Here is a 19,475-nt window from a genome sequence, read left to right on the forward strand (position 1 = left end):
CGGCAGGCGCTTGGTGAGCGAGTTTGGCGAGCGTTTCAAGCCTATTGATCGTATTGCCTGAAGTCTGGTGCAACGGGCGCGATTGCGCATTGACGAACATCAATGGGCGGCAGCGCCGCCCGCAACGGGCCGCGGGCTTATCCGCGGAAAATGTCGAACGGTTCGATCCGCAACACTTTGCGAATGCCGATATAGCTGGAAATGGCCGCAATCAGCAACACCATCGTGAAGGAGAACGCGAGATTCCAGAACGTGGTGATGGCCGCGTAGTTGGGCAATACGCGCTTGGCAAGCGCAATCACCAGCGTGACCAGGCCCACGCCGATGCCATATCCCGTCAACGCGGTAAATGCGGCCATGAAGAGAATCATCTTCACCAGTTCGCTGCCTTTTGCGCCGATCGCTTTCAGCGCGCCGAATTTGTCCAGGTTTTCGAGCACGAACGAATAGAACGTCTGGCCCGAAATGGAGACCCCCACGATGAAACTGATGATGGTCATGAGCAGAATATTGGTGCCGATGCCGGTCCGGTACGTATAGAAATTTGCCACTCGCTGGTTGAACTCGTCATTGGTGAGCGCGATGTAGCCGAGCTGTGCCACCTGCCGCTTGATGGCCGGAATCGCCGCAGGCGACTTCGGCTGCACCAGAATGTAAGAAAGGGTGAATCGGGTGCCCGGAATGTACTCGGCGGCCCTGCTGTAGGTGGTATAGAGCGTTGGCACGCCGTTCAACCCGTTCGCGGACACCTTCGCCAAACCCACGACAACGCCGCGAAAGTCATTGATTTCGAACGTGGTTCCGATCGTGGGATGCTCCAGCTTGGCGATTTCGGGATCGTCGACGACGAGAAACGCGTTGTCGGCATAGATGTCCAGAATGTCCCCCTTTTCCATATGCGGGCGGCCAAACAGACTCGCATCGTCGAGGCCGACCACGCTCACCGATTGGTAGACGCCGCTGGCCAGCCTGACCTGGGCGCCGCCGATGAACAACGGCGCGGCATATTTGACACCGTCCATGCTCAGTACCGCGTCCAGCAGGAAATTGGGCAGCGGAATGGCGGAGCTCGGTGTATTGACCGCGGGATCGATGACCCACATCTCGGCGCCGACATTGGTGATGGTCGAATGGGCGCGGTTCAGGATGCCCGCAAACATCGCCGTCATCTGTGTCATCAGGAAGACAGCGAACACGATGCCGACCAGCAAGGCGGAGAACTTGGCCTTATCGTTGACGAGCAACCGATAGCCGATGCGCATGATGCCGGTGGATCGCACGCTCACCCTCCCCGGGTATCGGAGGTGTCCATCATTGCTGTCCAATGAAGACGTCGACGAGAAGTCCCGGATACACCCTCGGCAAGTCTGCTGCCTTGAACCGGAAAATGACCGGCAGCACACGCAGATCGACCTTTTCCCGCCGCTGGTTGGCCAACTCGATTTTGGGCGATACGAGCGGCTGTACGCGAACGAACTCCAGCGGCACCTTCAGATCGGTGCCTCGCACGGAAAGCTGCGCGCGCATGTGACCGGCAGCCGGCAGCCGCGACACCAGGATTTCATCGACATAACAACGTACCGCTAGATAGTCTTGGGGCCCGCCCATGACAATCAGGGGATCGAACCCTGCTGTGTACGTATCGTAGACGCCCTGCGAGGAGACATAGCTGCCCACGGTGGCATTCAGGGCCAGCACCACGCCGTCGGATTTGGCGGTGATCGCATATTTTTGCAGTAGCGCGTTGGCCGCGCCATAGGCCTGGGACAGTGCGTCATACTGGTGCGCCTGATTGTCCACGTCGTAGCGCCACGCGCCTGCGCGAGTCAGCGCATATTGACTTTGCGCGACTTCCAGTGCCGCTTTCGCCTGACCGACCGCGTCACGGGCCGTATCGAGCACGTCCTTGCTGATCGATCGGCTGTCCATCTCGTAAGACGCTCGCCGCTTGTCGTACTGGTCCTGCGCTGCCGTCAGATTCGCGCGCGCCTGGTCAACCTGCGCCTTGGCAACGGCCAGGGTTTCCTTCCTGGGTTCAGCCTTCAGTTGGTCGAGGACGGCACCTGCCGCGAGCATTTGCGCGTGCAACTGCTCCGTCGTCGCGCGCTGGACCGCATCGTCGATCCGCAGCAACGTCGCGCCAGCGCGCACCTTATCGCCTTCATGCACGAGCACCTGCGTCACGACGCCCGAGACCTCCGGGTACATGTTGATATTGGCGCCCCCGCCCTGCTCGCTTTCCACGATACCGGTTGCGTAGATTGCCGTCGGATACGGATTGCTCACGGGCGTGAAGACAGGCGCTTCCGGCTTACGCTCGAGCGAGAAAACGTAAGCGCCCAGCAAGGCAGCGAGAATACCCGCCCCTGAGACAACGAAGAGCCATCGATTTCTCAAGGGTGCCCCCCATTCGCCGAGACGATGCGTCCGTCCTCCATATGAATGATCCGGTCCGCGTATTCGTTGATGCGGGCGTCGTGCGTCACGATGACGATGCATCGGTTCCGGTCCAGGATCTTCTGCTTGACGAAGGCGATGATCATCCGGCCCGTATCGCCGTCCAGCGACGCCGTTGGCTCGTCGAGCACCAGTATCTGAGGCGAGCCGATGATCGCCCGAGCAATTGCCACGCGTTGCTGCTCGCCTCCCGAGAGCTTGACGGGCACCACCTCTGCACGGTCTTTCAGGCCGACGATCGCAAGACTCTGGCGGGCCGCCTCGAGCGCTTCGTTCCAGTTCTGGTGCTTGAGGACGAGCGGTATCGCCACATTTTCCGCGCTCGTCAGCCTGGGGAACAGGTGATAGTCCTGGAACACGAAGCCGATCGTGTTCAGCCGAAAATCCGCCAGATCGTCTTTCGACAACGCCCAGATATCGCTGCCGCCCACCCACACCTTGCCGGCATCGGGACGCAGGATGCCGGAGAGCAGGCTAAGGAGCGTGGTTTTCCCGCTTCCCGACGGTCCGACGATGAAGAGCATCTCGCCATAATGGGCGACCAGGTCGACCGCATTGACGGCTGTCGTGCGGGCCGCCCCTTCCCCGAACCCTTTGCTCAGTCCGGTGGCGACGATGGCTTCGGTGGCGGGTGCGCCGGGCATAGGGATGAGCTTCCACGGTGACGAGCGAGCGTAACGTCGGGACGCCAGGGGGACTCGCGCGATTGGCGACGACGCCCCGCCGCCGATCAGCCGCGCGCGGCGTTATGCGCCGACGCCGCCGGCCTCGCACGCGGCGCGCTCTGTTCAACCGGATCCGAGAGTGCGCCGAACGCGCTCATCGCCGTTTGGGTCAGTTCGCCCCACGCCGTCCACCAATTGGCGGGGCTTTGCGTATCCATCGCCTCGCCCGCCGTCTCGGAGAGCACCCGTTGCCATGCCTTCTGCGCCGCCAAGTACTGTTCGGCCCAGACCGTGGGCCCGCGGGCACTCATTTTCACCAGCCCTTGCCAGATCAGGTTCTGCATCGCCAACTGCTGGTTCATGAAGGCGAGCTGGCTATTGAAGAGCGCACTGAAATCCGACGCACTTTCCAGTGCACTGGCGAACGCATTGTCAGCCTCGATCAGACCTTCGTCGGCCTTTAGCTGCATCTGCCGCAGACACTGCACGTTCTCAACCCAGTTCCTGTGAGCATCGAGCGCCGCGAACACTTGCGCCTTGCACAGGCTCAAGGGGGGAATCAGGGCCTTGGACATCGTCGCGTCTCCCGAATGGATTGCGAGTCACACGACGCGACCGCAACGCGCGAAAAAAATCGCCCGCCGAAGCGGGCACAAACCCAACTTGCCTGCGTTCGGAACGGGGCCGTATCCGAACGCAAGTGCCGGAGGACCGGCAAGATCGGGTGTCGCTTGCGTCGGTTGTGCTGGAACCGGCGATGTCTCCACGATAGTCCGTTGCCGCGGCCCGGGCCTTGACATATCTCAACGTCGGCCGATGCGTTGTTCACAAGAAACACGTGGAGAGGCACCGTTTGATGCACATCAACGTCTCACCGGACACCCGCCGCCTACCGCGCCTGCCGGCACTACGCTGGGAACCTAAGGCACCGCCGATATCGGCCCTGAATCCGCGCTGACGGGACGCGCCTCCGTAGCGCTCTGCAAGGAATACGCACTGTGTCAGACGACATCGAGAAGTCACCGGAAGCTGAGGCCGTCGGTCGTCCCGACCTGCGAGGCTCGTCGCCGGGAGAAGCCGATACCCACGCCGACCTTCCGTTCACCGGACGCCGGCTGCGCGCCCGCAGAGTCCAAATCGACACGTTGCGCGAAGCCGTTGCCTACCTTCGGCGCGATAGCCTGATCTGTCGCTCGGAAGGTTTCGCGGCACAGACGCGTCTGCAGCTTGAATACCGGACGGCAAGCGTCGTCGCAACGCTACAGACCGTGACGGGCGATTGGGTGGAACTCGACGAGATCGGTTTGAGCGAAGCCGCCCTGGCCGCGCTCGATGTGTCCGAGGGCGAATGGGTGCGCGTGCGTCACATGCCGCCGATCGAGTCCTTTCGCCACGTGCGAGGCCGGATGTTCGGCGAGGCGTTTACGCCCGCAGAACTCGATGAGGTGATCGGTGATATTGCCGCCGGCCGCTATTCCTCCATCCATATCTCGGCATTTCTGACCGCATGCACGGGGAATCGGCTCTCGGACGACGAGATCATTTCCCTCACGCGCGCGATGGTGGCCACGGGCGAGACCCTCCATTGGCAGGCGGACTGCATCGTCGACAAGCACAGCATTGGTGGCCTGCCGGGCAATCGCACCACCCCGATCGTGGTCGCTATCGTGTCGTCGCAAGGGTTGATCATGCCGAAGACGTCGTCTCGCGCAATCACGTCGCCCGCGGGGACCGCCGACACCATGGAAACGCTGGCCCCGGTCGATCTGCGTGCCGACGAGATGCGCCGGGTCGTGGACGCCGTGGGGGGCTGCATCGTCTTTGGCGGCGCGGCGGGCCTCAGCCCGGCCGACGACATTCTGATTCAGGTGGAGCGCCCGCTCGATCTGGACAGCGAAGCGCAGATGATGGCCTCCATCCTGTCGAAGAAGCTGGCCGCCGGCGCCACGCACGTGCTGATCGACGTGCCGGTCGGCCTGACCGCCAAGATTCGGTCTCAGTACGCCAGCACCCTGTTTTCCGAACGGCTGCGCACGATCGGCCGGGCGCTCGGACTCGACGTTTCGACCTATGTCTGTGCGGGCGCTCAACCGATCGGCCGCGGGATCGGCCCCAGTCTGGAGGCGCGCGACGTGTTGTCCGTGCTGCAAAATCGCAGCAATGCCCCGGCCGATCTCGCCGACAAGAGCGTGGATATCGCCGGCCGACTCCTGGAAATGGGCGGCAAGGCCCTGCCCGGCGAAGGCCAGGCATGTGCACACCGCATTCTGTCCAGTGGGCTCGCGTGGCGGCAATTCCAGAGAATCTGCGAGGCTCAGGGCGGCATGCGCGAGCCATTGGTCGGGCGGCATAGCAAACCCGTAACGGCCCGCCACAGTGGCGTGGTGACCGCCGTCGACAATCGCCATCTGGCGCGGGTGGCCAAGCTGGCGGGCGCACCGGCCGCGCCGAGGGCTGGGGTGGTCTTCGAAGCACCGATCGGAACCCACGTGGCTTCGAGACAGCCCCTGTTCACCATCTATGCGGAAAGCGAGGGAGAACTCGACTACGCGTACGAGTACGCGTGTCGCTTTCCAGCCATCGTCGCCGTGGGGGAATCATGAAGGATGTCGTGGTCTATTCCATGCCCGGGGACGAATCCGTGGCACGATCGCTCGCTCGCAGCCTCGCTTGTCCGGTGCAGCGCCTGGATATTCATCGATTTCCCGATGGCGAACAACGAGTGGCGCTCGAAGGGCCGCTGAGCGGGAAGGCGGTCGTCATAGTCTGCTCGCTCCACCGCCCCGATGCCAAGATACTGCCGCTGATTTTCGCGGCGGACACCGCGCGGGACCTCGGTGCACGCCACGTTGTGCTGGTAGCGCCCTACTTGTGCTATCTACGCCAGGACGCGCGCTTCCATCCCGGCGAATCCGTGTCCGCTTATAGTTTTGGACAGTTACTCAGCGCGCACATCGATGGTCTGGTGACGATTGAGCCACATTTGCACCGGCTGCCATCGCTCTCGGCGGCCTATGCCGTTCCGGTGCGCTCTCCTCATGCCGTAGCCGCCACGGCCGAATGGATCGGGGCGAACGTGTCGAATCCGCTCATTGTGGGGCCGGACGACGAGAGCGCGGCTTGGGTGGCACAAATCGGCGAGCGCATTGGCGCGCCGTCGGTCGTCGCGCACAAGACCCGCGAGGCCGACGCCAAGGTCGATGTTCGGTTGCAGGTTCCAGAGGCGTTTGCGAAGCGCACGGCAGTGATCGTCGACGACATTCTGGCGAGCGGGCAAACGATGGTGGCCACCGTCGAGGCGCTGGTTCGCGCCGGCTTCGGCAACCCGATCTGCATTGCCGTTCATGGACTGTTCGACGGCATCAGCGTCGACGATCTCCTCGCCGCTGGCGCCGGCCGGGTCGTGACCGCCAATACGGTGCCGCACGCGTCCAACGCCATCGATGTGACGCCAGCGCTGGCCGAAGCCTTGCGTGACTTGCTTCAGAGTCTTCCGAAACGTCCGTGAGCGGCACCGGCGGCGGCAGGCAGACTAGACGTCCGCTCTGCCGTGCATCGCACCCCTCACGGCGAGATGATGACCTTTAGCGCGCGCGTCTTTGCGGCGTCACCGAACGTCCGGTACGCATCGAGAATATCGGCGAGCGAGAAGTGGTGAGTGATCAGCACGCTGGGCGAAAGACGTCCCGACTGCACCGTCTTGAGCAACATGGGCGTGGCCGCAGTGTCGACCAACCGGGTCGTGATGCTGATGTTCCTGTCCCACAGCGATTCGAGATGTAAATCGACCTTGCTGCCATGCACGCCGACATTCGCGATGACGCCCCCGGCCGCGACGATGGCTTCGCAGAACTCGAACGTCGCCGGCACGCCGACGGCTTCGATGGCCGTATCGACACCGCGCCCGCCGGTCAGGTTCCGGATGGTCTCCTCGGCAGTTTTCCCGGGAGACAGCACCGTCGTGGCGCCGAGTCGCGTCGCCACTTCCAGCCGCGAGGCATCCGGATCCACGACGATCAGTTGAGCCGGCGTGAAGAACTGCGCGGTCAACAGGGCCGCAAGACCGATCGGACCCGCGCCAACAATCGCCACGCTGTCGCCCGGCTTGACTTTGCCGTTGAGCACGCCGCACTCGAATCCGGTCGGCAGAATGTCGCTGAGCATGACCAGCGCGTCGTCATCGACGCCGACAGGCGCATGGTAAAGACTGGTGTCGGCGTGCGGCGTGCGGACATATTCGGCTTGTGTGCCGTCGATCCGATTGCCGAGAATCCAGCCACCGGCCGCGCAATGCGAATACATGCCACGTCGGCAAGCCTCGCACTTCCCACATGATGAAATGCACGAAATCAGCACGCGGTCGCCGGGCTTGAACGCGGTCACGGCGGCGCCTATCTGAACAACCTCGCCCACGCCCTCATGCCCCAGGATTCTCCCCGGCGCCACGGTCGGCACGTCGCCCTTGAGAATATGTAAATCGGTACCGCATATCGTCGTCTTGGAAACATGGACGATAGCGTCGGTTGGTGCGATCACCTCCGGTATGGGTCTGTCCTCCAGCGCGATTTGCTGTGGACCGTGGAATACCAGCGCTTTCATATTCGAACTCCGTATCACGTGGCGTCAGTGCGACATCAGCACCGGCACCGTCATGGTTTCAAGTAGCGTGCGGGTCACCCCGCCCAGCACCCATTCCTGCATTCGCGAATGGCCGTAGCCGCCCATCACAATGAGGTCGATGTTCATATCGGCCGCGCGGGAGAGCAAATCCTCGCCCACGGCGACGTCGTTGGCGCCGCGTTCGGGCGTCACCCGCACATTGACGCCATGACGGGCAAAGAACATGGCGATATCGAGCCCCGGAATCGGCCCGAGAACGTCCGCTTTGTTTCCTCGACTGACGTGCATCACATGGACGGTCTTCGCCGCCTGCAAGAAAGGCATGGCGTCGGCCGCGGCGCGCGCCGCTTCACGCCCGCCGTCCCACGCGAGCAGGATGTTATTGAACGCGCGCGGGACCTTGCCCGCATACGGCAAGATCAGGACAGGCCGGCCAGCGGCGAGCACGACCGATTCGACGAACCCCATGGCCGGTATCGTTTCGGGGTCGCGTTGGTCTTCCTGTCCGACGATCACCAGATCCGCATAGCGTGCATGGGTTTGCATCTCGCGAATCGTGTCGAATCGGGGCGCCAGCCATTCGGGACTGACCGCCTGACGGCGACAGATCTCCATGAACATCTGCTCCGCCTGCTCAAGTCGCTTGGCGTCGCTCTCCGGCGATGACGGCGGCGGTACCCCCATGCCCCCAATATCAGTGACGTCGGAAAATAGCGGCATGTGGAACGGCAGGTAGATGGCCGTGAGGTGGGCCGGTAGCCGACAGGCAAAGTCCACGGCAAGCTCGACGCGTGCGCGGCATTGCTGACTGTTATCGACGTGTACAAGCAGCGTCCGGTAGGTCATGGTGACTCTCCAATGGGGCGATCACCTTGTACTCTAGTTCGACGCCGGCCGCCTCCGTTGACGCGGATCAAGGCCTGACTTGACGACGCCGCCGCTTTTACGTCCGCGCTCCGGGGTTTTGGGCTTGTCACGCACGATGCCTTCCGGATTGACTAGGATGGGAAAATTACGCCAGCAGTGCTACAAAGACGGAATCCTCGGCATGAGAACCGACAGGGGGCAACGTACATGACCAAATTGACGTTTCGTGGGGTAATACAATCGCTTTCGCAGCAGACCGATGGCATCACCCTCGCCCTGTTGTGTTCGATCTGCCTCGCGCTTGCGGCATGGAACTGGGTCGCCGTACGCACCACGATGCAGGCCAACGTCGACGCGCGATTCGACTTGCGCACAACAGCCGCGACGGACAAGCTCGCGATCGCCCTCTCTGCCTATCGCGACACCTTGCATAGCGCGCTCGACCGGCTGGCGATGGCGCCTCGCCCCGACGAAAATGCCTGGGGAGCGTATGCGCAAAACATGCGGGTGGCGGAGCGATTGCCCGGTCTGGTGAGCTTCGCCCGATGTCAGCGCACGGGCGACACCATCGAGCGCGTTGTTGCCTACACCATCGGCGACGACACGGTGTTCGGTCCGAGCGGTTCGATGGCACTGCCAAGTGGTACAAAAACAACGGGGAACCTTTTTACGAGGACATCGCCGGCGACGGGACGCGCGTATTGGATTTTCCTGTCCGACACCAGCCGCCCGTCGGTATGCGCGTACGCGGTTGCGGATATCGACGCGCTCGTACACGTCGCCATCGGGCCGCTTCTCCATGACATCGCGTTGACCGTCAGTACCCGGGACGGCGCGAACCAACCCACCCCCATCTTCGACAGCCTCTATCCCCGGGCGCCCGGCGAGCCCCGTCCCCCCATCGACTACCAAACGCAAGCGAGTCTGCCGTACGGGGAAAAACCTGCGCTGTTCCTCACCTTCACCGCGTCCAATGAATTTGCCTCGCTGCGCGGGGCCGGCGTGGCCAATTGGGCCCTCGGTCTGGGGCTGTTCATGACGGCGGTGACGACGTTCGCCTGGGCCCTCGCCTTGCTGGCGCGGCGTCACGCGCAACGGCTCAGCGAGCGCGACGCGGGGAGAAGCGACGCTCCGAAAGCCGACTTTTCAGCGTGATTCAATCCGTGCGCGAGGCCATCATCACCATCGACGATCAGCAGCGGATTCAGATCTTCAATCCGACGGCGGAAAGCGTGTTCCGATGCAGCGCCATGGAAGCGATCGGCGAGCCGCTCGCGCGGTTCATCCCGGCGCGGTTTCGGGAGGCGCATTATCAGCATATCGAGCGTTTTGGCATGACCGGCGTGTCGGAGCGCCTGATGGGGCGAGGCAGGCCGCTCTGGGGATTGCGCTCGGACGGCGAGGAGTTTCCGATGGAAGCGTCGATTTCGCAAAGCACCGACGCGGCCGGCAAGTTCTATACAGTGGTATTGCGTGACGTGACCGAACAACGACAAATTGCGAATGCGCTGCAAACGTCTCGCACTGAACTCGAAAAGCTCAATGCACGTCTCGAAGCGGTTCGGGAGGAGGAAAAGCTACGGGTCGCCCGGGAGTTGCACGACGACCTGGGCCAACGGCTCACCGCCTTGAAAATGGACACTGCGCTGCTCAAGCGCGCCCTGGGCGTTCAGGCCCCCGTCAGCGGCGATGTCAAGAGAATCGAGCAATCTATTGACGGTATGGTCGCCGCCGTGCGCCAAATGGCCGCTGATCTGCGCCCCCCGATGCTCGATGATTTGGGGCTCGGTCCCGCGATCGAGTGGTACACCCGGGACTTTGCACGCCGGTATGGCGTGGCCGTCGATTTTACGGAGGCACACAGTCTGCCCCCGATTCCCGCCCCGGTCGCGACGGCGCTGTTCCGGATTGTTCAGGAGTCCCTGAACAACGTCGCGAAACACGCCAGGGCGACGTCGGTCACGATCGAATTGTCATGCGATCGCGAATGTCGGCTTCGAATTTCCGACAACGGTCGAGGCCTGCCCCCAACGCGCCCGAAATCGGAATCGCTCGGCTTCATCAGCATGCGTGAGCGGGCACGGTTGCTGGGCGGTACGCTGGAAGTCCGCAGCCCATCCGAGGGCGGAACAGTTGTCACCACCGTGATTCCCCTGGAAACGTCGCCACCGGCCCACTCGCGCGACGCCTGAATCCGGCTATGGCGTGCGAATCTGGAGTACCGCGGCACCTGAAAAGGCACCTCGCCGCAGATCGCTCAAGGCGACATTTGCCTGTTCGAGCGGGTAGATTTTCGTCGTGACGTGCAACGGGATTCGTTCGGCGAGCGCCAGAAACGCCAGCCCATCGTCTCTCGTCAGATTGGCGACCGATCTGACCTGCCGCTCACCCCAAATCAGCCGGTAGGGGAACGCGGGGATATCACTCATGTGGATGCCGGCGCACACGACGGTGCCGCCCCGATCCACAGCCGCAAGGGCTTGCGGGACAAGATCGCCGACCGGAGCAAAGAGGATCGCCGCATCCAGACGGCGCGGTGCCGGCGCGTCGCTCGCGCCCGTCCAGCAAGCCCCATTGGCCAACGCAAAGGCCATCGCCGCTTCGTCGCCGGGGCGTGTGAAGGCATAAACTTCCCGCGATTGGGCTTGGGCGATCTGGGCAATCAGATGGGCGGCGGCACCGAAGCCGTACAGGCCGATCCGTCGTGCATCGCCTGCCATGCCGAGCGAGCGGTAGCCGATCAGCCCGGCACACAGCAGCGGCGCGGCGGTGGCGTCGTCGTAGCGCTCTGGCAACTTGAAGGTGAAGCGGGCTTCGGCCACCGCGTATTCCGCATAGCCGCCGTTAAGCGTATACCCAGTGAAACGTGCGGCCTCACATAGGTTTTCCCGACGACTCTGGCAAAACCGGCAGTGGCCGCATGTCGCGCCCAGCCAAGGCACGCCGACCCGATTCCCGACCGCCAGTCCGTAAACCTGCGCGCCGAGTGCCGCCACCGTCCCAACAATCTCGTGTCCGGGGATGATCGTGTCGGGCACGTCCGGCAGGTCGCCATCCACCACATGGAGGTCGGTGCGACACACGCCGCACACGCTCACGCGCACCAAGACCTGCGTGGGCCCCGGGACAGGAATCGGGATATCCACGAGCGAGAGCGTGCCGTCCCGCTTCGACAACTGCATTGCTCGCATTCGGGCCTGCCAAGGAAATGGGGGAAAGAGGCGCGGCTAATGCGACAGGGCCGCCATCTCGCCCAGGCGCTTGGTATCGAGCAGCGTGATTTCGCGTTGCCTGACGCGCAGCGCATTCTGCGCCTGCATGCGCGAGAGCATTCGACTGACCGTTTCCAACTGCAGGCCGAGGTAGCTGCCGATCTCCTCACGCGTCATGCGCAGCAGGAACGAACTGGGGGAGTACCCACGGGCGGCGAGCCGCGCCGAGACGTCCAGCAGGAAGCCGGCCAACCTGGCCTCGCCGCGCGCGGTGCCCAGGCGCAATAACTGGTTCTGCTCTCGCACAATGCCTGCCGCGATCAGCCGATGCATCTGTCGCATGATCATGGGCACCTGCCCGGCAACGGCTTCCAGATCCGCGAACTTGATCGCGCAGACCTGGCTATCCTCCAGCGCCACCGCTTCCGACACCTGCCGGCCACTGGCGATGGCGCCCAGCCCAAGCAGTTCCCCGCCCATCATGTACCCCGTGACTTGTTCCCGGCCGTCCGGGTGCATGATGACCGTTTTGAACGAGCCCGCACGCACGGCGTATAGATGTTCGAGAGGGTCGCCCGGTCGAAACAGCACTTCACCTCGGCGAACGGTACGACGCACCCGGGTCACGCCGTCCAGACCGCGGGCAGATGCATCGGAAAGGCCTTCCGGCAGGCAAAGCTGACGCAGGACGCAGGTGCTGCACCGGGGCACACCGTCATCGATATCGTTGAATGCCCGATGCACGCGAATGCTCTGTGGGTAGGCCTCGGGGGCGGGATCGAGCGGGCGGAAGGAAGCATACATGGCGAACTCCGGTGGACTGGCCTGTGCAATCGACGCCTTCAGTATTGGAGACGGACACCGGAAAGAAAATAAGCGCGCGACGCGATCTTTTGTCAGCCGTGACGGCGCTCTGTAGGCCATGGCTGACAGACCGCGCTGTAAAACTGCCCGGTCAGAGGCTGTCCCGTAACAAATTGTGCTTGATCGCGTAATGGACCAGATCGGTCTGGCTCCTGAGGTCAAGCTTCTGCAACACGCGAGCCTTGTAGGTACTCACGGTCTTCGCGCTCACGCACAGGGTATCGCCGATATCGCTCACGCTCAGACCCCGTGCCAGCATCAGGAACACATCGAATTCCCGGTCGGACAGGCGCCGATAGCCCGGCGTATCGCCAACGGTGCTCGCCAGATCCTGTGCGATCCGCTCGGCCATCGCCAGGCTCAGATAAACGCCACCGGCAACGACTTTCCTGACGGCCAGCACCAACTCGGACGGTGCACATTCCTTCGTCATATATCCGGCCGCGCCGGCTTTGAGCGCACGCACGGCGTACTGTTCTTCGCCGTGCATGGTGAGTACGAGAATCGCAACGCGAGGAAATGACGCCTTGATCTGCACGATCAGGTCGACGCCGCTGCGTCCGGGCATCGAGAGATCCAGCAGCAGGACATCACAGGGGGTCTGCTCGAGCAGCGCCATCGCCTGCGCGCCGTTCGCCGCCTCTCCCACAATCTCAAGGTTCTCGCTGCCGGCCAGGATGCGCTGCAACCCCGCCCTGACCAGCGTGTGATCGTCCGCTACGATGATGCGAGTCATGCGCCGTCCCCTGCGTCGCGTATTGAATTCGGAGGTATCGCCTTCGCGATACGCACGGGTGTGAGATCGCACGTCCCGCCCGACGATTCTACACGCGTGGGCCGTTCGCGGTCCTCTCGCATCGTGCCATGCCTGTGCGACCTCGGCTACCGCTACCGAAGGCTCACGACACCGCATTGCCCGCCTCGGCCGCAGCCGGGGGAACGAGGATGACGGGGCGCTGCGCCTGTCTCGCGCAGTTCTCCGCCACACTCCCCAACGCCAAGCGTTGAAAGCCGCGTCGGCCGTGCGTCCCGATGACGATCACATCGGCCTGGTCTTCATCGGCTGCCACGTTGATCTGGTGCGCGACATCGCCCCCAGCGGCAGGAGTTCCCGTATCTCGACGTCACCGTCAACGCCCTCCCCTTGAGCCGCTGGGTGGCCGTATCGCGAATCGCCTTGCCCTGTAGCCGCATCGCTTCGATAAAGGGAAGCGGATCGGCATCGGCCACGTAGGCCACCGGGATGTCCACGACAAACAGAACATGCAGGTGCGCGTTACGCGCCTTGGCGAGCGCCAGCGCATAGTCAAACGCCTTATCGGCCGTGGGGCTGCCGTCGATGGCGACCAGGATACGCTTCAACATGATCTCACCCCTGATCGGTGGCGGTTGCCGCCGTGGACGGGCCCTGCGGCGATGGGGCGGGCCCGGTCACCAACATGACGGGCCGATGCGTCTGGCGAAGCACTTGCTCGGCAACGCTGCCCATCAAGAGCCGCCGCACGCCCTTGCGTCCGTGCGTGCCGAGCACCAGGAGATCGGCATGCCACCGCTCGGCTTCCCGAATAATGGCGTCGGCAATCGTGCCACCCCATGCGCGCAGATCGATGGAACGCGTGTCGGCCTGGATCCCTTCTTCACGCAGCGTCTTGTAGGTATCGCTCAACGTCTGCTGGTTCTCGGAAATCAAGGCGTCGCGGACCGCTTCGAGATCGATATGGGAGGCGAACGCGGCCTGATAGTGGGCAAAAGGATCGTCGATCACATTGACTGCCCGAACGACGTCGTCGGGCATCGCGAATCGGATGGCTTCATGCAAGGCGTGCCAAGACGTCTCACTACCGTCCGTGGCAAGAAGAATTCGATGAGGCATTGCGTCGTCCTCACTAGGGTCAACGGGTGAACTCGACGACAGGCCGGGGCACAGCGAGCGCGTAAAACGCGGCAGCGGCGAAGTTCGCGCGGGCCGAGTCAACCGCCTGCCATCATGACGATTACACGGTAGCGGCAGTTAAGCGAGCGGTGGGCGAACGCGAACACGGTCCTTGATACACATCAACGTCCACGGCCACGTCGGAGGATGATCCGGCACGAGCGGGCTATCCTGCCAATACCGGACGGCATCTGGCCTCCCGGACATCGTGCGAGGTGTGTTCATGCAGTTGCGCTTCCTGGGGGCCGCCGGCACCGTGACCGGTTCCAAGACCCTGCTTTCGGCCGCCGGCAGGCAAGTTCTGATCGACTGCGGCGCCTTTCAGGGTGTGAAGAATTTGCGTGCTCGCAACTGGGCGGCGCCCGCGTTCGACGTCCAGCGTCTCGACGCCGTGGTGCTCACGCACGCCCATATCGACCATAGCGGTTACCTGCCGGTGCTCGCGCGTTATGGCTACAAAGGTCCCGTGTATTGCACATCCGCAACGCGCGATTTATGCGAGATTCTGCTGCTCGACAGTGCGCGACTCGAGGAAGAACAGGCGGCGTTCGTGAACCGTCACGGAAAATCGAAGCATCAGCCTGCCCTCCCGCTATTTACCGCTGAAGACGCACACCGCGCGATCGCGCTGCTCAAGCCGCTGCCATTCGATACGCCGTTTCAAGTGTCCCCGAGATCACGCTGCACTTCTGGCATGCCGGCCATATTCTGGGCGCGGCGATGGCGCAGTTCAATGTCGGTAGCCGGAAGCTGCTGTTTTCAGGCGATCTGGGACGGCAGGACGACCCGATCATGCTGGCGCCGGCAGTCCCCGAGTCACCGGATTTCCTGGTGTTGGAGTCGACGTATGGGGATCGGCTGCACGACCGGACCGATCCCGGCGCGCAACTGGCGGAAATCCTGAACCGAACGTTCGCCCGCGGGGGCACCGTGATCGTGCCGGCGTTTGCCGTCGGTCGTGTGCAGAGCCTGCTTTACTGGATTGCGAAGCAGAAGGCGTCTGGTGGCATTCCGGACGTGCCGGTCTATCTCGATAGCCCCATGGCGATCAATGTCACGAACACTTACGCGGCGCACCGGACCGATCACCGACTGAACCCGGTCGAATGCGCGGAGATGTGTGGCGCGGCGACCTTCGTCTCCGGTGTGGAGCAGTCGAAATGGCTCGATACCCGCGCCGTCCCCTTGGTCATCATTGCGGGGAGTGGCATGGCCACCGGCGGGCGCGTACTTCACCACCTCAAGGCGATGGCAGGCGACTGGCGCAACACCGTGCTCTTTACCGGTTTCCAGGCGCCCGGCACCCGCGGCGCGACCCTGGTCAGTGGCGGCAGCGAGGTCAAGATTTTCGGCGAGTACGTTCATGTGGGGGCCGAAGTCGTGCAGCTCGACACGCTGTCCGCTCACGCCGACTACAACGAGACGCTCGCCTGGCTTTCGAAATTCGACAAACCGGTCCGGCATATCTTTCTCAATCATGGCGAGCCGGCCGCATCGGACAGCCTTCGCCGGCGAATTGCGGAGCGCCTCGGCTGGCCTTGCCATGTCGTGGAACCGATGGAGCAGGCCTACCTGGAGGGAGATGAAGCCGTTCCTGGCCACACCCCCACCGCGACCGGCGAGTCCGACGAACGCCACCGCCGCCCGCGCGCATCCGAGGAGTTGGGTCATGAAGATTGAGTTTCCGCGCGTCGCGCCGGCCTATAACGGCGACGACATGACGATCGAGTTCGCGGCCGATCTTAACCACAAGCGTGTGCTGTGTGCGATCTCGGCCGAAGCGCTGGAGGATCACTTCGGCGCGAAGTCGTGCAACGTCGACGATCTGATGGCGGCATTCCGGGCGAATCGCCCGGCCATCGAGAAAATGACCGAGCGCTACCTCGGGCTGTGCCTCGGCGCGCCGGTGCTGCTGCGCAGCGGCCATTTCCGGTGGGGCATGGAATGTCCGCCGTCCCGGGATGGCTAGTGTGTCCGCGCCACACCTCTCATCGGCAACGCCACCCCATACTCGCCTACATCACTCGCGCACGTCGCACTTCGGCAAGATAAATCAGGATCAGCGAGACCCACACGACGCCGTAAAGGAGCATGAAACAACTTGAGCGGATCTTGACGATGTCGAGCAGCGCGCCGAACAGAATCGGCAGCAGAAACCCGCCCAGGCCACCGGCCAACCCCACGATACCGGTCACCACCCCCATGTTCTCGGGAAACTCGTCCGCCACGTATTTGAACGTCGAGGCCATCCCGAACGCGAACACGGCGCCCAGCACGAAGGCGAGCATCACGAACCCCACCACGGACACGCTGATGTGGAACGTTTGCGGTCCCTGGATCGTGTAGATCACGAAATCGGTCTTCGGATACGACAGCAGGAACAGGCAGATCCACGCCACCCACAGGCACCACCACGTGACCGCGTGCGCGCCGAACTTGTCGGCGAGCACGCCGCCGACCGCGCGCAGCACCGAGCCGGGCAGCGAAAAACCGGCCGCCACCGCCGCGGCCATCACCACCGTCATGCCGTATTCGGCCTTGAGATACTGGGGAATCCATAGCGACAACGCCGTGAAACCGCCGAAGGTGATCGAGTAGTACTGGCACAGCCGCCATACGCGTGCATTGCTCAAAACCTTGAACGACGCCAGAATCGATCCGCCCTTCTTCCCCGCACCCGGGTCCGGCGCGGACGCCAGCCAGAAGATCACTGCCGTGACGAGCAGTACGACCGCATAGATGCGTGGGACCGCACGCCAGCCGTACGCCGCCTCCAAGCTCGGCGTGATGAACAGGTTGACGGCCGCCCCTGCCGTGCCTGCCCGAAAAAGCCCATCGCGAAACCACGCCTGGCCGGCGGGAAGAACCGTGCGACGTAGGGGGTACCCACAGCGAACGACGCGCCCACGCACCCAAGAAATAGCCCGATAACAAGGAATTGCCACAACTGCGTCGCGTAGCTGACGACATACACCGGAATCGCGCACGTCACCAGCAACACGGTCATCACGAGGCGCCCGCCAAAGCGGTCCGTCCAGATGCCGAGCGGCAGGCGCATCACCGCGCCGGTCAGCACCGGTGTCGCAGTGAGCAGACCGAATTCCGTGCTGTTCAGGCCAAGGTCTTCACGCAACTGGATGCCCAGCACGCCGAACATCATCCAGACCACGAAACAAACGAGAAACGCGAACGTACTCGCGAACAACACCGAGTACGCCTTGACGCCCGGCGCGGGCCCCTGGCCGGCGACCGGAGGTGCCGTGGCAACGCGTGCGGTATCCATGCCCTCTCCCTTATTGGACCAGCGGCCCGTCGGCGCTCGCGAAGGTCACGCCTTCGAGATCGGCTTGCGCGGCAAGCAGTTGCACATACTGACGCGTGGCGCGCAGGCGTACCTGCTCGGTGAGCATCGTGGCAATGTCGTCCTTCACGGCCTCGAACGGCACCAGCGCACCCGGCACCCGGTGATCGATTCGCACCACGTGAAAGCCGAAGCGGGTCTTGATCAGCCGCGGCAGCACGCCCGTCTCGTCTGAACCGAAAATGCCTTGCGCGAACTCCGGCACACAGCTCGTGCGCTCAAGCTGCCCCAGACTCCCTCCCACTTGTGCGGACGGGCAGTTCGACCGCTGCGCCGCCATCGCTTCGAATTGGTCCGGCGATTGCAGGATCGCGTTCAGCGTTTCTTCCGCCTTGGCACGCACCAGCGCGAGCGGTGCCCGTCCGGTCACACCGAACAGAATATGGCTCGCGTGCACCAGTTCGCCGCTGGTAAAGCGCTCGCGGTGCTGATCGTAATAGCGGCGCGATTCCTCGACGGTGGCGACAGGCGTAGCGACCTCCTTCGCGAACACGGCATCGGCCATCGCATCGGGCGGGTCGGTGTCAAGCGCGAGGCCCAACTCGACCGCGCGTTGCCGCAACAACTCGCGGATCGCGAGCGCATAGCGGGCCGTCGTCTCCACATCAAATGCCGGGCCGGCGGCGGCAGTCGGGGCATCGGCAAGTTCTGCCATGGCCTCGTCAATGGCGCTGGCGTGAATCTCGATACCGTTCACGCGCAGCGGCGCGCGTGCGGCTGTCAACAAGGTTTGCATGTTAAGGGTCCTTGGCCGTAGGGACGTTGTTCGACGCTTATCGACGTTTAGCGGCGATTAAGAACGCCGCGCCTCAGCGCTTGCGCACCAGTTGATACGGGCGGATCAGATAGACCACGGACGCCAGACCGCTCCAGATGTGCACCATGCGCGTGAAGGGCGATACGAGGAAGATCGTGAAGCCGAGCGCGATATGCGCGCGATAGGTCAGCGGCACGCCTTCAAGCAAGGTCGCCACGCCCGGCTGGAACGTCACGATGCCTTTCACGTAATCGGTCAGTTGCTCGAACATCGCGCCATCCATATGGCGCATCGAGAGCAACACCGTGCCGAGTCCCAGCGCGAGCTGAATCCAGAGCATGAACACGATGACGATGTCCCAAGTGCGGCTCGTGGCGCGCACGCGCGGCGTGCCGATGCGACGGGCGATGAGGATCGTCAGGCCGATGATGGCGACCACGCCCGCGGCGCCGCCACCGACCATCGCGATCAACTGGTGCTGCGACGCCGTCAGAAATGGCGAAACGAGCCAGTGCGGCGCCAGAAACCCGGCAAAATGCCCGGCCACGACGACCAGCACGCCCCAGTGAAACATGTTGCTGCCCAGGCGCAGCATGCCGTGCTTGAGCAATTGCGACGAATCGCTCTTCCACGAATACTGCTCGCGGTCGAAGCGGATCAGGCTGCCGAGGAGCAGTACCGTCAGGCAAATGTACGGATAGACGCCAAACAGAAACTGATGAAAGAAAGCTTGCATGGT

At 63.3% G+C, this 19,475-nt stretch carries 19 protein-coding genes and 3 pseudogenes; 6 read left to right on the top strand and 16 right to left on the bottom strand.

The window, feature by feature from the left end; all coding sequences use genetic code 11:
• Positions 1–137: 137 nt before the first annotated feature.
• The 4 genes from DRB87_RS11685 to DRB87_RS11700 form a co-directional block, all read right to left on the bottom strand.
• A complete protein-coding gene (locus tag DRB87_RS11685; protein WP_165385428.1) occupies positions 138–1,262 on the bottom strand; it encodes an ABC transporter permease in 1,125 nt (374 codons plus the stop codon).
• A 49-nt stretch (positions 1,263–1,311) separates the two neighbouring features.
• A complete protein-coding gene (locus DRB87_RS11690; protein WP_130026013.1) occupies positions 1,312–2,397 on the bottom strand; it encodes an HlyD family secretion protein in 1,086 nt (361 codons plus the stop codon).
• The gene (locus DRB87_RS11695; RefSeq protein ID WP_130026014.1) at positions 2,394–3,101 is read right to left on the bottom strand and encodes an ABC transporter ATP-binding protein; all 708 of its coding nucleotides are present in this window, start codon (positions 3,099–3,101) and stop codon (positions 2,394–2,396) included. Before DRB87_RS11695 ends, DRB87_RS11690 begins: the two co-directional genes overlap by 4 nt.
• A gap of 86 nt (positions 3,102–3,187) precedes the next feature.
• Positions 3,188–3,697: a hypothetical protein gene (locus DRB87_RS11700; RefSeq protein WP_130026015.1), complete on the bottom strand. Its 510-nt coding sequence runs from the start codon at positions 3,695–3,697 to the stop codon at positions 3,188–3,190.
• A gap of 423 nt (positions 3,698–4,120) precedes the next feature.
• Between DRB87_RS11700 and DRB87_RS11705 the strand changes: the two genes are divergently transcribed.
• Positions 4,121–5,725, top strand: coding sequence for a thymidine phosphorylase family protein (locus tag DRB87_RS11705; protein WP_130026016.1), 1,605 nt, complete (start codon positions 4,121–4,123; stop codon positions 5,723–5,725).
• A complete protein-coding gene (locus DRB87_RS11710; RefSeq protein WP_130026017.1) occupies positions 5,686–6,630 on the top strand; it encodes a ribose-phosphate diphosphokinase in 945 nt (314 codons plus the stop codon). Before DRB87_RS11705 ends, DRB87_RS11710 begins: the two co-directional genes overlap by 40 nt.
• Before the next feature lie 56 nt (positions 6,631–6,686).
• Here the strand turns inward: DRB87_RS11710 and DRB87_RS11715 are convergent, their stop codons facing one another.
• Both DRB87_RS11715 and DRB87_RS11720 read right to left on the bottom strand, forming a co-directional pair.
• Positions 6,687–7,721, bottom strand: coding sequence for a zinc-dependent alcohol dehydrogenase family protein (locus DRB87_RS11715; RefSeq protein WP_130026018.1), 1,035 nt, complete (start codon positions 7,719–7,721; stop codon positions 6,687–6,689).
• A 24-nt stretch (positions 7,722–7,745) separates the two neighbouring features.
• Complete coding sequence (locus DRB87_RS11720) at positions 7,746–8,588, bottom strand: universal stress protein (RefSeq protein WP_130026019.1); 843 nt, start codon at positions 8,586–8,588, stop codon at positions 7,746–7,748.
• A gap of 228 nt (positions 8,589–8,816) precedes the next feature.
• Here DRB87_RS11720 and DRB87_RS11725 point away from each other — a divergent pair, with 228 nt between their 5' ends.
• Positions 8,817–9,764: a hypothetical protein gene (locus DRB87_RS11725; RefSeq protein ID WP_130026020.1), complete on the top strand. Its 948-nt coding sequence runs from the start codon at positions 8,817–8,819 to the stop codon at positions 9,762–9,764.
• Between the two features lie 8 nt (positions 9,765–9,772).
• Positions 9,773–10,801 carry a PAS domain-containing sensor histidine kinase gene (locus DRB87_RS11730; RefSeq protein ID WP_130026021.1) on the top strand — a complete coding sequence of 343 codons (1,029 nt, stop codon included), beginning with the start codon at positions 9,773–9,775 and terminating at the stop codon, positions 10,799–10,801.
• 6 nt (positions 10,802–10,807) lie between these two features.
• Here the strand turns inward: DRB87_RS11730 and DRB87_RS11735 are convergent, their stop codons facing one another.
• The 7 genes and pseudogenes from DRB87_RS11735 to DRB87_RS11755 form a co-directional block, all read right to left on the bottom strand.
• The gene (locus DRB87_RS11735) at positions 10,808–11,800 is read right to left on the bottom strand and encodes a zinc-dependent alcohol dehydrogenase family protein (RefSeq protein ID WP_130026022.1); all 993 of its coding nucleotides are present in this window, start codon (positions 11,798–11,800) and stop codon (positions 10,808–10,810) included.
• A gap of 36 nt (positions 11,801–11,836) precedes the next feature.
• Positions 11,837–12,169 (bottom strand): helix-turn-helix domain-containing protein, encoded by a 333-nt coding sequence (locus tag DRB87_RS24225; RefSeq protein ID WP_370363970.1) that lies wholly within the window; start codon positions 12,167–12,169, stop codon positions 11,837–11,839.
• Between the two features lie 75 nt (positions 12,170–12,244).
• Positions 12,245–12,745: pseudogene (locus tag DRB87_RS24230) on the bottom strand (cyclic nucleotide-binding domain-containing protein); the annotation flags it as partial.
• Between the two features lie 31 nt (positions 12,746–12,776).
• Positions 12,777–13,421 carry a response regulator transcription factor gene (locus DRB87_RS11745; RefSeq protein ID WP_130026024.1) on the bottom strand — a complete coding sequence of 215 codons (645 nt, stop codon included), beginning with the start codon at positions 13,419–13,421 and terminating at the stop codon, positions 12,777–12,779.
• A 163-nt stretch (positions 13,422–13,584) separates the two neighbouring features.
• Complete coding sequence (locus DRB87_RS23955) at positions 13,585–13,755, bottom strand: universal stress protein (RefSeq protein ID WP_255501190.1); 171 nt, start codon at positions 13,753–13,755, stop codon at positions 13,585–13,587.
• The gene (locus DRB87_RS11750; RefSeq protein ID WP_255501191.1) at positions 13,742–14,050 is read right to left on the bottom strand and encodes a universal stress protein; all 309 of its coding nucleotides are present in this window, start codon (positions 14,048–14,050) and stop codon (positions 13,742–13,744) included. The genes DRB87_RS23955 and DRB87_RS11750 overlap by 14 nt, the downstream gene beginning before the upstream one ends.
• A 4-nt stretch (positions 14,051–14,054) precedes the next feature.
• Complete coding sequence (locus DRB87_RS11755; protein WP_130026025.1) at positions 14,055–14,558, bottom strand: universal stress protein; 504 nt, start codon at positions 14,556–14,558, stop codon at positions 14,055–14,057.
• Between the two features lie 283 nt (positions 14,559–14,841).
• Between DRB87_RS11755 and DRB87_RS11760 the strand changes: the two are divergent.
• Both DRB87_RS11760 and DRB87_RS11765 read left to right on the top strand, forming a co-directional pair.
• Positions 14,842–16,298, top strand: a pseudogene (locus DRB87_RS11760) (MBL fold metallo-hydrolase RNA specificity domain-containing protein).
• Positions 16,288–16,587, top strand: coding sequence for a DUF1488 domain-containing protein (locus DRB87_RS11765; RefSeq protein WP_130026026.1), 300 nt, complete (start codon positions 16,288–16,290; stop codon positions 16,585–16,587). The pseudogene DRB87_RS11760 and the gene DRB87_RS11765 overlap by 11 nt, the downstream one beginning before the upstream one ends.
• Positions 16,588–16,633: 46 nt before the next feature.
• Here the strand turns inward: DRB87_RS11765 and DRB87_RS11770 are convergent.
• The 3 genes and pseudogenes from DRB87_RS11770 to narI all read right to left on the bottom strand — a co-directional run bounded on the left by DRB87_RS11770 (position 16,634) and on the right by narI (position 19,472).
• Positions 16,634–17,901 (bottom strand): annotated as a pseudogene (locus DRB87_RS11770) (nitrate/nitrite transporter).
• 10 nt (positions 17,902–17,911) lie between these two features.
• Complete coding sequence (locus tag DRB87_RS11775) at positions 17,912–18,715, bottom strand: peptidylprolyl isomerase (RefSeq protein WP_130026027.1); 804 nt, start codon at positions 18,713–18,715, stop codon at positions 17,912–17,914.
• 73 nt (positions 18,716–18,788) lie between these two features.
• Positions 18,789–19,472 carry a respiratory nitrate reductase subunit gamma gene (gene narI, locus DRB87_RS11780; protein ID WP_130026028.1) on the bottom strand — a complete coding sequence of 228 codons (684 nt, stop codon included), beginning with the start codon at positions 19,470–19,472 and terminating at the stop codon, positions 18,789–18,791.
• Positions 19,473–19,475: the final 3 nt, after the last annotated feature.

Origin of the sequence: Pandoraea sp. XY-2 (assembly GCF_004193915.1) — a bacterium.
Taxonomy (GTDB): domain Bacteria; phylum Pseudomonadota; class Gammaproteobacteria; order Burkholderiales; family Burkholderiaceae; genus Pandoraea; species Pandoraea cepalis.

Coding starts and splice junctions, on each gene's coding strand:
- DRB87_RS11755 (WP_130026025.1), bottom strand. CDS start 14,558: ATGCCTCATCGAATTCTTCTTGCCACGGACGGTAGTGAGACGTCTTGG.
- DRB87_RS24225 (WP_370363970.1), bottom strand. CDS start 12,169: ATGATCATGCGACAGATGCATCGGCTGATCGCGGCAGGCATTGTGCGA.
- DRB87_RS11725 (WP_130026020.1), top strand. CDS start 8,817: ATGACCAAATTGACGTTTCGTGGGGTAATACAATCGCTTTCGCAGCAG.
- DRB87_RS11750 (WP_255501191.1), bottom strand. CDS start 14,050: ATGTTGAAGCGTATCCTGGTCGCCATCGACGGCAGCCCCACGGCCGAT.
- DRB87_RS11700 (WP_130026015.1), bottom strand. CDS start 3,697: ATGTCCAAGGCCCTGATTCCCCCCTTGAGCCTGTGCAAGGCGCAAGTG.
- DRB87_RS11685 (WP_165385428.1), bottom strand. CDS start 1,262: ATGCGCATCGGCTATCGGTTGCTCGTCAACGATAAGGCCAAGTTCTCC.
- DRB87_RS11720 (WP_130026019.1), bottom strand. CDS start 8,588: ATGACCTACCGGACGCTGCTTGTACACGTCGATAACAGTCAGCAATGC.
- narI (WP_130026028.1), bottom strand. CDS start 19,472: ATGCAAGCTTTCTTTCATCAGTTTCTGTTTGGCGTCTATCCGTACATT.
- DRB87_RS11775 (WP_130026027.1), bottom strand. CDS start 18,715: ATGCAAACCTTGTTGACAGCCGCACGCGCGCCGCTGCGCGTGAACGGT.
- DRB87_RS11745 (WP_130026024.1), bottom strand. CDS start 13,421: ATGACTCGCATCATCGTAGCGGACGATCACACGCTGGTCAGGGCGGGG.
- DRB87_RS11715 (WP_130026018.1), bottom strand. CDS start 7,721: ATGAAAGCGCTGGTATTCCACGGTCCACAGCAAATCGCGCTGGAGGAC.
- DRB87_RS11735 (WP_130026022.1), bottom strand. CDS start 11,800: ATGCGAGCAATGCAGTTGTCGAAGCGGGACGGCACGCTCTCGCTCGTG.
- DRB87_RS11765 (WP_130026026.1), top strand. CDS start 16,288: ATGAAGATTGAGTTTCCGCGCGTCGCGCCGGCCTATAACGGCGACGAC.
- DRB87_RS11695 (WP_130026014.1), bottom strand. CDS start 3,101: ATGCCCGGCGCACCCGCCACCGAAGCCATCGTCGCCACCGGACTGAGC.